This is a genomic window from Citrobacter sp. EC_71, from assembly GCF_019584005.1.
GTDB classification, from domain to species: Bacteria; Pseudomonadota; Gammaproteobacteria; order Enterobacterales; family Enterobacteriaceae; genus Citrobacter; species Citrobacter werkmanii.
Map to the genome: position 1 here is coordinate 213,305 of NZ_VDAY01000007.1, position 14,932 is coordinate 228,236.

16 protein-coding genes are annotated in these 14,932 nt (G+C 51.9%); 15 read left to right on the top strand and 1 reads right to left on the bottom strand.

The genetic code is table 11. The annotated features are described in order from the left end of the window. The first annotated feature begins 566 nt into the window (after positions 1 to 566). On the top strand, positions 567 to 1,520 hold the full coding sequence (gene rluC, locus FHD02_RS10135) for a 23S rRNA pseudouridine(955/2504/2580) synthase RluC (protein ID WP_169742015.1): 954 nt from the start codon (positions 567 to 569) through the stop codon (positions 1,518 to 1,520). 82 nt (positions 1,521 to 1,602) lie between these two features. Here rluC and FHD02_RS10140 read toward each other — a convergent pair whose 3' ends face one another. Then, positions 1,603 to 2,187, bottom strand: a complete 585-nt coding sequence (locus FHD02_RS10140) for a nucleoside triphosphate pyrophosphatase (RefSeq protein ID WP_042309189.1) — start codon at positions 2,185 to 2,187, stop codon at positions 1,603 to 1,605. Positions 2,188 to 2,384: 197 nt separating this feature from the next. Here FHD02_RS10140 and yceD point away from each other — a divergent pair, with 197 nt between their 5' ends. From yceD to ptsG, 14 genes are all read left to right on the top strand, one after another. Then, positions 2,385 to 2,906: a 23S rRNA accumulation protein YceD gene (gene yceD, locus FHD02_RS10145; RefSeq protein WP_003036239.1), complete on the top strand. Its 522-nt coding sequence runs from the start codon at positions 2,385 to 2,387 to the stop codon at positions 2,904 to 2,906. 16 nt (positions 2,907 to 2,922) lie between these two features. Further along, the gene (gene rpmF, locus FHD02_RS10150; protein ID WP_003036242.1) at positions 2,923 to 3,096 is read left to right on the top strand and encodes a 50S ribosomal protein L32; all 174 of its coding nucleotides are present in this window, start codon (positions 2,923 to 2,925) and stop codon (positions 3,094 to 3,096) included. A 122-nt stretch (positions 3,097 to 3,218) separates the two neighbouring features. Continuing rightward, entirely contained in the window at positions 3,219 to 4,298 is a 1,080-nt protein-coding gene (plsX, locus tag FHD02_RS10155; protein WP_137361028.1) for a phosphate acyltransferase PlsX, read from the top strand. A gap of 77 nt (positions 4,299 to 4,375) precedes the next feature. Then, positions 4,376 to 5,329, top strand: coding sequence for a beta-ketoacyl-ACP synthase III (locus tag FHD02_RS10160; RefSeq protein ID WP_006685075.1), 954 nt, complete (start codon positions 4,376 to 4,378; stop codon positions 5,327 to 5,329). A 15-nt stretch (positions 5,330 to 5,344) separates the two neighbouring features. Next, entirely contained in the window at positions 5,345 to 6,274 is a 930-nt protein-coding gene (fabD, locus tag FHD02_RS10165; protein WP_042309182.1) for an ACP S-malonyltransferase, read from the top strand. Positions 6,275 to 6,286: 12 nt separating this feature from the next. Further along, complete coding sequence (gene fabG / locus FHD02_RS10170) at positions 6,287 to 7,021, top strand: 3-oxoacyl-ACP reductase FabG (protein ID WP_042309180.1); 735 nt, start codon at positions 6,287 to 6,289, stop codon at positions 7,019 to 7,021. A gap of 155 nt (positions 7,022 to 7,176) precedes the next feature. Beyond that, on the top strand, positions 7,177 to 7,413 hold the full coding sequence (gene acpP, locus FHD02_RS10175; protein ID WP_000103754.1) for an acyl carrier protein: 237 nt from the start codon (positions 7,177 to 7,179) through the stop codon (positions 7,411 to 7,413). Between the two features lie 85 nt (positions 7,414 to 7,498). Further along, positions 7,499 to 8,740, top strand: a complete 1,242-nt coding sequence (fabF, locus tag FHD02_RS10180) for a beta-ketoacyl-ACP synthase II (RefSeq protein WP_003036260.1) — start codon at positions 7,499 to 7,501, stop codon at positions 8,738 to 8,740. A gap of 136 nt (positions 8,741 to 8,876) precedes the next feature. Further along, complete coding sequence (gene pabC, locus FHD02_RS10185; RefSeq protein WP_220393846.1) at positions 8,877 to 9,686, top strand: aminodeoxychorismate lyase; 810 nt, start codon at positions 8,877 to 8,879, stop codon at positions 9,684 to 9,686. A 2-nt stretch (positions 9,687 to 9,688) separates the two neighbouring features. Further along, a complete protein-coding gene (gene yceG / locus FHD02_RS10190; protein ID WP_042309177.1) occupies positions 9,689 to 10,711 on the top strand; it encodes a cell division protein YceG in 1,023 nt (340 codons plus the stop codon). Further along, a complete protein-coding gene (gene tmk, locus FHD02_RS10195; protein ID WP_042309174.1) occupies positions 10,701 to 11,342 on the top strand; it encodes a dTMP kinase in 642 nt (213 codons plus the stop codon). Before yceG ends, tmk begins: the two co-directional genes overlap by 11 nt. Beyond that, entirely contained in the window at positions 11,339 to 12,343 is a 1,005-nt protein-coding gene (gene holB, locus FHD02_RS10200) for a DNA polymerase III subunit delta' (RefSeq protein WP_220393847.1), read from the top strand. Before tmk ends, holB begins: the two co-directional genes overlap by 4 nt. A gap of 10 nt (positions 12,344 to 12,353) precedes the next feature. Beyond that, entirely contained in the window at positions 12,354 to 13,151 is a 798-nt protein-coding gene (locus tag FHD02_RS10205) for a metal-dependent hydrolase (protein WP_061381762.1), read from the top strand. A 293-nt stretch (positions 13,152 to 13,444) separates the two neighbouring features. Further along, a complete protein-coding gene (ptsG, locus tag FHD02_RS10210) occupies positions 13,445 to 14,878 on the top strand; it encodes a PTS glucose transporter subunit IIBC (protein ID WP_003036277.1) in 1,434 nt (477 codons plus the stop codon). The last annotated feature ends 54 nt before the right edge of the window (positions 14,879 to 14,932 follow it).

Here is a 14,932-nt window from a genome sequence, read left to right on the forward strand (position 1 = left end):
ACTCATTATTCTTACATTGACGACTAAGCTGCGGGCAGAGTAATGCCTTTCCGGGTGTGAACCGATGGCCTCGTGTCTATTCGCGTCGCCAACCTCACGGTTATCGTCAGCTCAAAGAGGCGCAGAGTGTCGGTTGCCTGTATTTCATACGGAAACACAGCGCAATTATCAGGGGAACAGTCTGGGTGTTACTCTCCAGAAAAGCTTCCTTATTACCGGTAAGGACTGCAACCCGCAGCCCGCTAACTGCCTGAAAGATCAATACGTCTTACGCCATTGCTGCGTTGATGATCGGTCGGGCAAAATTGGGTCATTCCGGAAAAGGTCTTGTTTTAACAAGATTCAACACGGAAACAACCTCATTATTCCACTGCTAACCTTGTTATAGCAAGATGACTTTTGCCATTTATCACCCGGTTACTCACAGTTTTTTCACTTCCGCGTAGTGATTGGTTTAATAACCACCAAATCGGCTATGTCAAACTTAAGTAATAGGGTATAGCAGTTAATATAAGCATAGAAAAATGTGTGGCGCGAATCTTGATGGCTATTTAAAATCGGCCCCCATGAAAACAGAGACTCCAGCCGTAAAAACAGTTGCCATTACTGCCGACGAAGCAGGGCAACGCATCGACAACTTTTTGCGTACTCAACTCAAGGGTGTGCCGAAAAGTATGATTTATCGCATTTTGCGTAAAGGCGAAGTGCGGGTGAATAAAAAACGCATTAAACCCGAGTACAAACTCGAAGATGGGGACATCGTGCGTATTCCACCTGTGCGTGTCGCCGAACGTGAAGAAGAGGCTATTTCCCCAAATCTGCAGAAGGTTGCGGCGCTGACTGATGTCATTTTGTATGAAGATGATCATATTCTGGTGCTTAACAAACCTTCAGGAACGGCCGTACATGGCGGAAGCGGATTAAGCTTTGGTGTTATTGAAGGCTTACGCGCGTTACGTCCGGAAGCGCGTTTCCTCGAACTGGTGCATCGCCTGGACCGCGATACCTCCGGTGTGCTGCTGGTGGCGAAAAAACGCTCAGCCTTACGTTCGTTGCATGAGCAGTTGCGTGAAAAAGGGATGCAGAAAGACTATCTGGCGCTGGTGAGAGGCCAGTGGCAGTCGCATGTCAAAACCGTGCAGGCGCCGCTGTTGAAGAATATTCTGCAAAGCGGCGAGCGTATCGTGCGGGTGAATCAGGAAGGCAAGCCGTCGGAAACACGCTTTAAGGTGGAGGAGCGCTATGCGTTTGCCACGCTCGTGCGCTGTAGTCCGGTGACAGGGCGTACGCACCAGATTCGTGTGCATACCCAATATGCCGGGCATCCGATCGCCTTTGACGATCGCTATGGCGACCGCGAGTTCGATAAGCAACTCGCGGATACTGGACTGAACAGGCTGTTCCTTCACGCTGCGGCGTTAAAATTCACCCATCCGGGGACGGGCGAAGTGATGCGTGTTGAAGCGCCGCTGGATAAGCAGTTGAAGCGCTGCCTTGAGGTGTTACGCAGCAAAGCCTGATGCGCGTTGCTTATCAGGCCTACAATCGCGTTATGCGCTGTAGGCCTGACAAGACGCATCGCGTCGCCATCAGGCAGATTAACTAGGCGTTCAGCGGGTTCATCTCTTCCCGGCGCAGCATTTGACACAATGCGATCAGCGGCAGGCCGATCAGCGTATTTGGATCGCGGCCCTCAAGACGCTCAAAGAGAGCAATACCTAACCCTTCACTTTTAAAACTACCGGCACAATGTAGCGGGCGTTCTTTGCGCAGGTAATCATCAATTTCCGCTTCGCTTAAATGCCGAAAATGAACATCGAACGGCTCGACCTCAGTTTGTAAATGTCCGGTAGCTGAATTATAAAGCGCCAGTCCGGTGTAAAACGTCACAATATTGCCACGGGCTTTGAGTAATTGTTGGCGCGCATTTTCTTCTGTTAATGGTTTGCCGGTTATTTCACCATCAAGAACACAAATTTGATCGGAGCCAATAATCAGATGCGCTGGATAACGGTGAGCGAGAGATTGCGCTTTTTGTTGCGCCAGTCGCGAGACTAAATGGCGTGGCGCTTCGCCGGGTAACGGCGTTTCATCCACCTCGGGAGCCGCGCATTCGAACGGAATTGCCAGTTTTTCAAGTAAAGCGCGACGCCAGGGAGAGGTCGAGGCAAGTATAAGTTGAGGCATATTTTTCCCCTCGCATATAGCGTATTGATGAGAGCCATTTTAAACTATGGACTTCGTCCTACAAGCTGGCTGTATTGGCTTGTCTTGAGCGATTTTAAGTCGATGACCCGCAATGTGTGCGAATTATTGGCAAAAGGCAACCTCAGGCTGCCTTTTTCTTTGACTATATGACGTTACAAAGTTAATATGCGCGCCCTATGCAAAAGGTAAAATTACCCCTGACTCTTGATCCGGTTCGTACGGCTCAAAAACGCCTCGATTATGAAGGTATCTATACTTCTGATCTGGTTGAGCGCGTCGCCGATTCTGTAGTCAGTGTGGACAGTGATGTGGAATGCTCCATGTCGTTCGCTATCGATAACCAGCGCCTTGCCGTTATAACCGGCGATGCAAAAGTGTCGGTTACGCTCGAATGTCAGCGTTGCGGGAAACCGTTCCCACTTCATGTTCACACAACATATTGTTTTAGTCCTGTCCGTTCTGACGAGCAGGCTGAAGCACTCCCGGAAGCGTATGAGCCGATTGAGGTTAACGAGTTCGGTGAAATCGATCTGCTTGCAATGGTTGAAGATGAGATTATCCTCTCCTTGCCGGTAGTTCCGGTGCATGATTCTGAACACTGTGAAGTGTCCGAGGCGGACATGGTCTTTGGTGAATTGCCTGATGAAGCGCAAAAACCAAACCCATTTGCCGTATTAGCCAGCTTAAAGCGTAAGTAATTGAGGAGTAAGGTCCATGGCCGTACAACAGAATAAACCAACCCGTTCCAAACGTGGCATGCGTCGTTCTCATGACGCTCTGACCGCAGTCACCAGCCTGTCTGTAGACAAAACTTCTGGTGAACAACACCTGCGTCACCACATCACTGCCGACGGTTTCTACCGTGGCCGTAAGGTAATCGCTAAGTAATCACGCATGACTCAATGGATTTCCCGCTTCGGTGAGAAAGACAGAGAGCGCAAGCGTGATGAAGCTTAGTGAGGCTTTCCCCGGGTAACTGGGGAAACACCTAACCGGGCAGCGACGATACCTTGACACGTCTAACCCTGGCGTTAGATGTCATGGGGGGAGATTTTGGCCCTACCGTGACAGTGCCTGCAGCATTGCAGGCACTGAATTCTAATTCGCAACTCACACTTCTTTTAGTCGGGGATCCCGATACAATCACGCCATTACTTGCCAAAGCTGACTTCGAACAACGTTCACGTCTGCAGATTATCCCTGCTCAGTCAGTTATTGCCAGTGATGCCCGGCCCTCGCAAGCTGTTCGCGCCAGTCGTGGAAGCTCAATGCGTGTTGCCCTGGAGCTCGTGAAAGAAGGTCGAGCGCAAGCCTGTGTGAGCGCCGGTAATACGGGCGCGCTAATGGGACTTGCGAAGTTATTGCTCAAACCTCTTGAGGGTATTGAGCGTCCTGCGCTGGTGACGGTTTTACCGCATCAACAAAAGGGCAAAACGGTGGTGCTGGATTTAGGCGCTAACGTGGATTGTGATAGTACGATGTTGGTGCAATTTGCCGTCATGGGCTCCGTACTGGCAGAAGAAGTCGTTGGGATTGCTAATCCTCGCGTTGCGTTGCTCAATATCGGCGAAGAAGAAACTAAAGGTCTCGACAGTATTCGGGATGCTTCTGCAGTGCTAAAAACAATCCCTTCCATTAACTATATAGGCTATCTTGAAGCCAATGAGTTACTGACTGGCAAAACCGATGTGCTGGTCTGTGACGGTTTTACCGGCAATGTCACATTAAAGACGATGGAAGGTGTTGTCAGAATGTTCCTTTCACTGCTGAAATCTCAGGGTGAGAGCAAAAAACGGTCGTGGTGGCTGCTTTTATTAAAACGTTGGTTACAAAAAAGCCTGACAAGGCGATTTAGTCACCTCAACCCCGACCAGTATAATGGCGCCTGTCTGTTAGGATTGCGCGGCACGGTGATTAAGAGTCATGGTGCGGCTAATCAGCGAGCATTTGAGGTCGCGATTGAACAGGCAGTGCAGGCGGTGCAGCGACAAGTTCCTCAGCGAATTGCCGCTCGCCTGGAATCTGTATACCCAGCTGGATTCGAACTGCTGGACGATGGCGAAAGCGCAAACTCACGGGCGCACAGATAACAGTGCGTTTGTGAATGCTGCCAGCGTACCGGCGTTTTGCTCGTGGCGGTATATAACCAAAAAGTGACTGAGCGTACATGTATACGAAGATTATTGGTACCGGCAGCTATCTGCCTGAACAAGTGCGTACTAACGCCGATTTGGAAAAAATGGTCGAGACATCTGATGAGTGGATCGTCACTCGTACAGGTATCCGTGAACGCCACATTGCAGCGCCAAATGAAACAGTTGCGACGATGGGCTTTGCCGCCGCAAACCGTGCACTGGAAATGGCGGGCATCGACAAAGAAGAAATTGGTCTGATTGTGGTTGCCACCACATCATCCACACACGCATTTCCAAGCGCGGCATGCCAGATCCAAAGTATGCTGGGGATCAAAGGCTGTCCGGCGTTTGACGTTGCGGCCGCTTGTGCGGGTTTTACCTATGCCCTGAGTGTTGCTGACCAGTACGTTAAATCTGGCGCAGTGAAGCATGCGCTGGTCGTGGGGTCTGATGTCCTGGCTCGTACCTGTGATCCAACCGATCGTGGAACGATCATTATCTTTGGTGACGGCGCGGGCGCGGTGGTGCTGAGCGCATCCGAAGAGCCGGGTATTCTCTCCACGCATCTGCACGCTGATGGTCGCTACGGTGAGTTGTTGACGCTGCCTAACGCCGATCGCGTAAATCCGGATAACCCGATTCATCTGACGATGGCGGGTAACGAAGTATTTAAAGTCGCGGTGACCGAGCTTGCCCACATCGTTGATGAAACGCTGGAAGCCAATAATCTCGACCGTTCTGCGCTGGACTGGCTGGTGCCGCATCAGGCAAACCTGCGCATTATCAGCGCGACAGCGAAAAAGCTGGGCATGTCGATGGATAATGTCGTCGTTACACTGGACAGACATGGCAATACGTCCGCGGCTTCCGTACCGTGCGCACTGGACGAAGCCGTCCGCGACGGGCGTATCAAAGCCGGGCAGTTGATATTGCTTGAAGCCTTCGGGGGTGGATTCACCTGGGGCTCCGCGCTGGTTCGTTTCTAGTATAAGGATTTTAACATGACGCAATTTGCATTTGTGTTTCCGGGGCAGGGTTCCCAGACCGTTGGGATGTTGTCTGAAATGGCAGCAAGCTACCCAATTGTTGAAGAAACTTTTGCTGAAGCATCAGCTGCGCTGGGCTATGATCTGTGGGCGCTGACTCAGCAAGGTCCGGCAGAAGAACTGAATAAAACCTGGCAGACGCAGCCAGCGCTATTGGCTGCATCTGTCGCACTGTATCGCGTATGGCAGCAGCAGGGGGGTAAAACACCTGCGCTGATGGCAGGTCACAGCCTGGGCGAATACTCTGCGCTGGTATGTGCGGGCGTAATGGGTTTTGCCGATGCCGTCCGTCTGGTTGAACTGCGCGGCAAATTCATGCAGGAAGCCGTACCGGAAGGTACTGGCGGCATGTCTGCGATTATTGGTCTGGACGATGCATCTATCGCTAAAGCGTGTGAAGAGTCTGCCGAAGGGCAGGTCGTTTCTCCGGTTAACTTCAACTCGCCGGGCCAGGTGGTTATCGCCGGGCATAAAGAAGCCGTAGAACGTGCAGGGGCTGCCTGTAAAGCCGCTGGCGCCAAGCGTGCGCTGCCGTTGCCGGTCAGCGTGCCTTCTCACTGCGCGCTGATGAAGCCTGCCGCTGAGAAACTGGCCGTTGAATTGCAAAAAATCACTTTCAACGCGCCGACTGTTCCAGTTGTGAACAACGTCGACGTGAAGTGTGAAACTACCGCAGACGCGATTCGCGATGCGCTGGTTCGTCAACTGTACAGCCCGGTTCAGTGGACCAAAACCGTTGAATTTATGGCATCGCAGGGCGTAGAGCACCTGTATGAAGTGGGGCCAGGTAAAGTTCTCACCGGTTTGACGAAACGTATTGTTGACACCCTGACCGCTTCGGCACTGAATGAGCCGACAGCGCTGTCTGCGGCGCTAGAGCAATAAAAGAGGAAGCCCATGAATTTTGAAGGAAAAATCGCGCTGGTAACCGGTGCAAGCCGTGGAATTGGCCGCGCAATTGCTGAGACACTCGTTGCCCGTGGCGCGAAAGTTATCGGTACTGCAACCAGTGAAAACGGCGCGCAGGCCATTAGCGATTACTTAGGTGCAAATGGTAAAGGTCTGATGTTGAATGTGACCGATCCGGCATCTATCGAATCTGTTCTGGAAAATATTCGCGCAGAATTTGGTGAAGTCGATATTCTGGTCAATAATGCCGGGATTACTCGTGATAACCTGTTAATGCGCATGAAAGATGACGAGTGGAACGATATCATCGAAACCAACCTGTCATCTGTTTTCCGTCTGTCAAAAGCGGTAATGCGAGCTATGATGAAAAAGCGTCATGGGCGTATTATCACTATCGGTTCTGTGGTTGGTACCATGGGAAATGCGGGTCAGGCTAACTACGCTGCGGCGAAAGCAGGTCTGATCGGCTTCAGTAAATCACTGGCGCGCGAAGTTGCGTCCCGTGGTATTACTGTAAACGTTGTTGCTCCGGGCTTTATTGAAACGGACATGACGCGTGCGCTGTCTGACGATCAGCGTGCGGGTATCCTGGCGCAGGTTCCTGCGGGTCGCCTTGGTGGCGCTCAGGAAATCGCCAGTGCGGTTGCATTTTTAGCTTCTGACGAAGCAAGTTACATCACAGGTGAGACTTTGCACGTCAACGGCGGGATGTACATGGTTTAACCACGATTGAAAAATATTTGCGTTATTAGTGGGAATGGCCTCAAAATAACGTAAAATCGTGGTAAGACCTGCCGGGATTTAGTTGCAAATTTTTCAACATTTTATACACTACGAAAACCATCGCGAAAGCGAGTTTTGATAGGAAATTTAAGAGTATGAGCACTATCGAAGAACGCGTTAAGAAAATTATCGGCGAACAGCTGGGCGTTAAGCAGGAAGAAGTTACCAACAATGCTTCCTTCGTTGAAGACCTGGGCGCAGATTCTCTTGACACCGTTGAGCTGGTAATGGCTCTGGAAGAAGAGTTTGATACTGAGATTCCGGACGAAGAAGCTGAGAAAATCACTACCGTTCAGGCTGCCATTGATTACATCAACGGCCACCAGGCGTAAGTGAACATCTCCAGGCGGTCATTCGACCGCCTGAGTTTTATCTTTTTATCCCACTTGAATTATTTTCCCTCCCTGGAGGACAACCGTGTCTAAGCGTCGTGTAGTTGTGACCGGACTGGGCATGTTGTCTCCTGTCGGCAATACCGTAGAGTCTACCTGGAAAGCTCTCCTTGCCGGTCAGAGTGGCATCAGCCTGATCGACCATTTCGATACTAGCGCCTATGCAACGAAATTTGCTGGCTTAGTAAAGGATTTTAACTGTGAAGACATTATCTCGCGCAAAGAACAGCGCAAGATGGATGCTTTCATTCAATATGGAATTGTCGCTGGCGTTCAGGCCATGCAGGATTCTGGCCTCGAAATTACGGAAGAGAACGCCCACCGTATTGGCGCCGCTATTGGCTCCGGTATTGGCGGCCTCGGTCTGATCGAAGAAAACCATACCTCTTTGGTAAACGGTGGACCACGTAAGATCAGCCCGTTCTTCGTTCCGTCGACGATTGTTAACATGGTGGCAGGTCACCTGACTATCATGTACGGCCTGCAAGGGCCAAGCATCTCCATCGCGACTGCCTGTACTTCAGGCGTACATAACATCGGTCATGCCGCACGTATCATTGCATACGGTGATGCAGACGCGATGGTTGCGGGTGGTGCTGAAAAAGCCAGTACCCCGCTGGGCGTGGGTGGCTTTGGCGCAGCACGTGCGCTGTCTACGCGTAATGATAACCCGCAAGCGGCAAGCCGCCCATGGGATAAAGAGCGTGATGGCTTTGTGCTGGGCGACGGCGCAGGCATGGTGGTACTGGAAGAGTACGAGCATGCGAAAGCGCGCGGCGCAAAAATCTATGCTGAAGTCGTTGGCTTTGGTATGAGCAGCGATGCTTACCACATGACGTCACCACCGGAAAACGGTGCAGGCGCTGCGCTGGCAATGGTCAACGCACTGCGTGATGCGGCTATCGAAGCGGGTCAGATCGGCTATGTCAACGCGCATGGTACGTCTACTCCTGCAGGCGATAAAGCTGAAACCCAGGCAGTGAAATCTGTCTTTGGCGATGCAGCGAGCCGTGTGATGGTAAGCTCAACCAAATCCATGACCGGGCACCTGTTAGGCGCTGCGGGCGCGGTAGAGTCTATTTTCTCTATCCTGGCGCTGCGCGATCAGGCTATTCCGCCAACCATCAACCTGGATAACCCGGATGAAGGTTGTGACCTGGACTTCGTTCCTCACGAAGCGCGTCAGGTGAGTGGTTTGGAATATGCTCTGTGTAACTCCTTCGGCTTCGGTGGTACCAACGGTTCTTTGATCTTTAAAAAGATTTAAGTCCCGTCAGGTGATGCGTTAGCATCGAAATAAAACTGAAAAGGTCCGCTTGTCGGGCCTTTTTTTATTCGGTTTTTCGCCCTTGTCCTGTGTTACTCATCCTGCCAAACTAGCGGACCAGATATAAGGAGCCTCCATGTTCTTAATTAATGGCCGCGAGCAAAATCTGCTGGCCGCAAGCGATCGAGCGACTCAATTTGGTGATGGTTGTTTTACTACCGCGCGAATTATCGACGGTGAAATTTGCCTCTTTGCAGCGCATCTTGCGCGTTTACAAGACGCTTGCCAAAAGTTGCTGATCTCTTTCGAACAATGGTCAGAGCTGCAAGATGAAATGAAAATGCTGGCGCAAGGACACGCGCGTGGCGTATTGAAAGTCATTATTAGCCGCGGTAGCGGCGGTCGGGGCTACAGCGGCGCAAATTGTCACAATGCCACCCGTATTCTCTCTGTTTCAGCCTGGCCCGAACATTACGATCGTTGGCGCCATGAAGGGATTACGCTGGCGTTGAGTCCAGTGCGTCTGGGCCGTAATCCGCTGCTTGCCGGACTTAAGCATCTGAATCGCCTGGAGCAGGTATTGATTCGCTCTCATCTTGAGCAGACGGATGCCGATGAAGCGCTGGTTCTTGACAGCGAGGGATGGGTTACGGAATGCTGTGCGGCTAATTTGTTCTGGCGTAACAGGAACGTGGTTTACACTCCCCGGTTGGATCAGGCCGGAGTGAACGGCATTATGCGACAATTCTGTATCCGTATGCTGGCACAATCACCGTTCAGTCTTGTCGAAGTGTATGCCGGGTTGGAGGAGATTATGCAAGCCGATGAAATCGTCGTCTGTAACGCATTAATGCCGGTTATTCCCGTGCGGACCTGTGGCGGCACGTTGTTGTCTTCACGTTTATTATTCGATTTTTTAGCCCCACTTTGTGAGCACCCGAATTAGTCATGAAAAAACTGTTACTCGTTGTCCTGTTATTGCTGGTTGTGCTGGGCATTGCCGCGGGAGTGGGAATGTGGAAAGTTCGCCATCTGGCGGACAGTAAGTTATTGATTAAAGAAGAGACCATTTTTACGCTGAAAGCGGGTACAGGCCGTCTGGCTCTCGGTGAACAGCTGTATGTGGATAAGGTTATCAATCGTCCGCGCGTGTTCCAGTGGCTGCTGCGTGTGGAGCCTGAGCTGTCGCATTTTAAGGCGGGTACCTATCGCCTGACGCCCGACATGACGGTGCGAGAGATGCTGCTACTGCTGGAAAGCGGTAAAGAGGCGCAGTTCCCGTTACGTCTGGTGGAAGGGATGCGCCTGAGTGATTACCTCAAACAACTGCGCGATGCGCCCTATATCAAACATACGCTGAGTGACGATAACTACGAGACTGTCGCTCAGGCGCTGAAGCTGGAAAACCCGCAGTGGGTGGAAGGCTGGTTCTGGCCCGATACCTGGATGTATACCGCTAATACGACCGACGTAGCACTGCTAAAACGTGCGCATCAAAAGATGGTTAAAGCGGTGGATACCGTCTGGGAAGGGCGCGCTGATGGCTTGCCTTATCAGGATAAAAATCAGCTAGTGACAATGGCCTCGATTATTGAAAAAGAAACCGCGGTTGCTAGCGAGCGTGACCAGGTGGCATCGGTCTTTATTAACCGCTTACGTATTGGCATGCGTTTACAAACCGATCCGACGGTGATTTACGGGATGGGGACACGGTATAATGGCAAATTATCGCGTGTGGATTTAGAAACGCCAACCGCCTATAACACCTACACCATCACCGGGCTGCCGCCTGGCCCGATTGCCATGCCGGGAGAGGCCTCGTTGCAGGCTGCCGCACATCCGGCAAAAACGCCGTATCTCTATTTCGTGGCAGATGGTAAAGGCGGCCACACATTTAACACCAATCTTGTCAGCCATAACCGGTCAGTACAGGATTACCTGAAAGTGCTTAAGGAAAAAAATGGGCAGTAACTATATCGTCATCGAGGGCCTGGAAGGCGCCGGAAAAACCACTGCGCGTAATGTGGTGGTAGAGACACTTGAGCAACTCGGTATTCGTGACATGGTTTTTACCCGCGAGCCTGGTGGAACGCAGCTCGCTGAGAAACTAAGAAGTCTGGTGCTGGACATTAAGTCGGTGGGTGACGAGGTCATTACCGACAAAGCCGAAGTCCTGATGTTTTACGCCGCGCGCGTACAGTTGGTCGAAACTGTTATTAAACCTGCTCTGGCGAGAGGCGCATGGGTCATTGGCGATCGTCACGACCTGTCGACCCAGGCGTATCAGGGCGGTGGCCGCGGCATTGATCAAAATATGCTGGCAACGCTGCGTGATGCGGTACTCGGAAATTTTCGCCCGGACCTGACGCTCTATCTGGATGTCACTCCAGAAGTCGGATTGAAGCGTGCGCGTGCGCGTGGTGAACTGGACCGTATTGAACAGGAATCTTTCGATTTCTTTAATCGTACCCGAGCGCGCTATCTTGAGCTGGCTGCCAAAGACGCCAGCATTCGTACTATCGACGCTACGCAGCCGCTGGAGGCTGTGATGGCTGATATCCGCAATACCGTTACCCAGTGGGTGAAGGAGCAGGGCGCATGAAATGGTACCCATGGTTACGACCTGATTTTGAAAAACTGGTAGCGAGCTACCAGGCCGGTCGTGGTCACCATGCGTTACTGATTCAGGCGTTACCCGGCATGGGCGACGATGCACTGATTTACGCGCTCAGTCGCTATTTAATGTGTCAGCAGCCGGAAGGACATAAAAGCTGCGGACACTGCCGCGGCTGTCAGCTGATGCAGGCGGGAACGCATCCGGACTACTATTCGCTGCTGCCGGAAAAAGGCAAAAGCACGCTCGGGGTTGATGCGGTACGCGAAGTCAGTGAGAAACTGTACGAGCATTCACGCCTGGGCGGGGCGAAAGTGTTGTGGATCCCGGATGCCGCCCAGTTAACCGACGCCGCCGCTAATGCGTTGCTGAAAACGCTGGAAGAGCCTCCGGCGCATACCTGGTTCTTCCTCGCCAGTCGAGAGCCTGCACGTTTATTGGCCACGCTACGTAGCCGCTGTCGGTTACATCACCTTGCACCACCGGCAGAGTCGTACGCTATCTCCTGGCTTAGCCGTGAAGTGACGGTGTCACCGGAAGCATTGTTGAGCGCATTACGTCTGAGCGCGGGATCGCCGGGTGCGGCATTAACGTTACTGCAGGACGCAAGCTGGACGCACCGCACAGATTTCCTCGCTGCGCTGGCGAACACCCTGCATTCAGGCGACTGGTATATCCTGTTAACGGCGCTCAACCACGATCAGGCTGCCGCTCGTTTACACTGGCAGGCAACGCTGCTGACGGATGCTTTAAAGCGTCCCTATGGGATTTCCCATTTAACCAATCCTGATGCTCAGGATCTCATCTCTTCTATCGCAGAGCGGTTATCCGTCGCCCAGATACAGGCGATACTCGGTGATGTTTGTCATTGCCGTCAGCAGTTGCTGAACGTGACGGGTATAAACCGTGAACTGGTGTTAACCGATCTTATCCTTCGTATTGAGCATTACCTGCAACCAGGCACTGTACTGCCTGTTCCTCATCTTTGAGAGAGACATTATGTTTTTAGTCGACTCACACTGCCATCTTGATGGCCTGGATTATCAATCTCTGCATAAGGACGTGGATGACGTGTTGGCGAAAGCGGCCGCGCGCGATGTGAAATTTTGTCTTGCCGTCGCGACAACCCTGCCGGGATACCGCAGTATGCGTGAACTGGTTGGCCAACGTGACAACGTGGTTTTCTCCTGCGGTGTGCATCCGTTAAATCAGGATGAAACTTATGATGTTGAAGACCTGCGTCGTTTTGCCGCCGAAGACGGTGTAGTAGCGATGGGAGAAACCGGGCTGGATTATTTTTACACGCCGGAAACGAAGGTACGCCAGCAGGAATCTTTCATCCACCATATTCAGATTGGCCGCGAGTTACAGAAACCGGTTATCGTGCATACCCGTGATGCCCGAGCCGATACATTATCAATTCTGCGCCAAGAAAAGGTGACGGATTGTGGCGGCGTACTACACTGTTTTACAGAGGACAGAGAAACGGCGGGCAAATTGCTGGATCTCGGCTTTTATATCTCCTTTTCCGGCATCGTCACGTTCCGTAATGCTGACCAACTGCGTGATGCTGCCCGTTATGTTCCTCTGGATCGTTTGTTAGTTGAGACGGATTCTCCGTACCTTGCGCCGGTGCCGCATCGTGGAAAAGAGAACCAACCTGCCATGACGCGTGACGTTGCGGAGTATATGGCCGTAGTGAAAGGTGTTGCCGTGGAAGAACTGGCGCAGGCAACTACTGATAACTTTGCCCGCCTGTTTCACATCGATGCTTCTCGCCTGCAATCAGTCCGTTAACTGACTTTTTTTAAAGCTCGTAATTAATAACTAAAGCGAGTAAAGTTCACCGCCACAAAATGGGCGGTGAATAACCAGTTAGACACATTCAGAAACTCATTTTATCGGAATGTGCGAATTTTGCGGCCATTCACAACTGAATTGTGATAGCCGTCAAACAAAAACAGACTGAATTATTTTACTCTGTGTAATAAATAAAGAGCACTTAGATGCTCTGTCCACGGCGAGGCTCTCCCCCCTTGCCAATGCGTGAGAACGTAGAAAAGCACAAATACTCAGGAGCACTCTCAATTATGTTTAAGAATGCATTTGCTAACCTGCAAAAGGTCGGTAAATCGCTGATGCTGCCGGTATCCGTACTCCCGATTGCAGGTATCCTGCTGGGTGTCGGTTCCGCTAACTTCAGCTGGCTGCCAGCCGTTGTATCGCACGTAATGGCAGAAGCAGGCGGTTCTGTTTTTGCGAACATGCCGCTGATCTTTGCCATCGGTGTTGCGTTAGGCTTCACCAACAATGACGGCGTATCTGCACTGGCGTCCGTTGTTGCCTACGGCATCATGGTTAAAACTATGGCTGTTGTTGCGCCGCTGGTTCTGCATTTACCTGCTGAAGAGATCGCCGCTAAACACCTTGCTGATACGGGTGTTCTCGGGGGGATTATCTCCGGTGCGATCGCAGCGTATATGTTCAACCGTTTCTACCGTATCAAATTGCCTGAGTATCTCGGCTTCTTTGCGGGTAAGCGCTTCGTTCCTATTATTTCTGGTCTGGCTGCTATCTTCACAGGCGTGGTTCTGTCCTTCATTTGGCCGCCGATCGGTACTGCTATTCAGACGTTCTCCCAGTGGGCTGCATACCAGAACCCGGTAGTGGCGTTCGGTATCTATGGCTTCATTGAACGCTGCCTGGTGCCGTTTGGTCTGCACCATATCTGGAACGTTCCTTTCCAGATGCAGATCGGTGAGTACACCAACGCTGCGGGCCAGGTGTTCCACGGCGATATCCCTCGCTATATGGCGGGTGACCCGACTGCGGGCAAACTGTCCGGTGGCTTCCTGTTCAAAATGTACGGTTTGCCGGCTGCCGCTATCGCTATCTGGCATTCTGCTAAACCAGAAAACCGCGCGAAAGTGGGCGGTATCATGATCTCCGCGGCGCTGACCTCGTTCCTGACCGGTATTACCGAGCCGATCGAGTTCTCCTTCATGTTCGTGGCGCCGATCCTGTACATCATCCACGCGATTCTGGCTGGTCTGGCATTCCCGATCTGTATCCTGCTGGGTATGCGTGACGGAACATCGTTCTCTCACGGTCTGATCGACTTTATCGTTCTGTCCGGTAACAGCAGCAAACTGTGGCTGTTCCCGATTGTCGGTATCGGTTATGCGATTGTTTACTACACCATCTTCCGTGTGTTGATCAAAGCGCTGGACCTGAAAACGCCTGGTCGTGAAGATGCTACCGAAGACAGCAAAGCGGGTGCGTCCGGCGAAATGGCTCCGGCTCTGGTTGCTGCATTCGGTGGTAAAGAAAACATCACTAACCTCGATGCGTGCATCACTCGTCTGCGTGTTAGCGTGGCTGACGTTGCCAAAGTGGATCAGGCTGGCCTGAAGAAACTGGGTGCGGCGGGCGTCGTGGTTGCTGGTTCCGGTGTTCAGGCGATCTTCGGTACTAAGTCCGATAACCTGAAAACTGAAATGGATGAGTACATCCGTAACAGCTAAGCAGTAAGAAGTTGGGGAGAACTAAGGCAGCCTGCGGGCTGCCTTTTTTAATGC

Excerpts from the sequence above, each read along its gene's own strand:
- FHD02_RS10160 (WP_006685075.1), top strand. The coding sequence starts at position 4,376 with ATGTATACGAAGATTATTGGTACCGGCAGCTATCTGCCTGAACAAGTG.
- FHD02_RS10140 (WP_042309189.1), bottom strand. The coding sequence starts at position 2,187 with ATGCCTCAACTTATACTTGCCTCGACCTCTCCCTGGCGTCGCGCTTTA.
- holB (WP_220393847.1), top strand. The coding sequence starts at position 11,339 with ATGAAATGGTACCCATGGTTACGACCTGATTTTGAAAAACTGGTAGCG.
- yceD (WP_003036239.1), top strand. The coding sequence starts at position 2,385 with ATGCAAAAGGTAAAATTACCCCTGACTCTTGATCCGGTTCGTACGGCT.
- ptsG (WP_003036277.1), top strand. The coding sequence starts at position 13,445 with ATGTTTAAGAATGCATTTGCTAACCTGCAAAAGGTCGGTAAATCGCTG.
- pabC (WP_220393846.1), top strand. The coding sequence starts at position 8,877 with ATGTTCTTAATTAATGGCCGCGAGCAAAATCTGCTGGCCGCAAGCGAT.
- rpmF (WP_003036242.1), top strand. The coding sequence starts at position 2,923 with ATGGCCGTACAACAGAATAAACCAACCCGTTCCAAACGTGGCATGCGT.
- acpP (WP_000103754.1), top strand. The coding sequence starts at position 7,177 with ATGAGCACTATCGAAGAACGCGTTAAGAAAATTATCGGCGAACAGCTG.
- fabG (WP_042309180.1), top strand. The coding sequence starts at position 6,287 with ATGAATTTTGAAGGAAAAATCGCGCTGGTAACCGGTGCAAGCCGTGGA.
- rluC (WP_169742015.1), top strand. The coding sequence starts at position 567 with ATGAAAACAGAGACTCCAGCCGTAAAAACAGTTGCCATTACTGCCGAC.
- tmk (WP_042309174.1), top strand. The coding sequence starts at position 10,701 with ATGGGCAGTAACTATATCGTCATCGAGGGCCTGGAAGGCGCCGGAAAA.
- yceG (WP_042309177.1), top strand. The coding sequence starts at position 9,689 with ATGAAAAAACTGTTACTCGTTGTCCTGTTATTGCTGGTTGTGCTGGGC.
- fabD (WP_042309182.1), top strand. The coding sequence starts at position 5,345 with ATGACGCAATTTGCATTTGTGTTTCCGGGGCAGGGTTCCCAGACCGTT.
- FHD02_RS10205 (WP_061381762.1), top strand. The coding sequence starts at position 12,354 with ATGTTTTTAGTCGACTCACACTGCCATCTTGATGGCCTGGATTATCAA.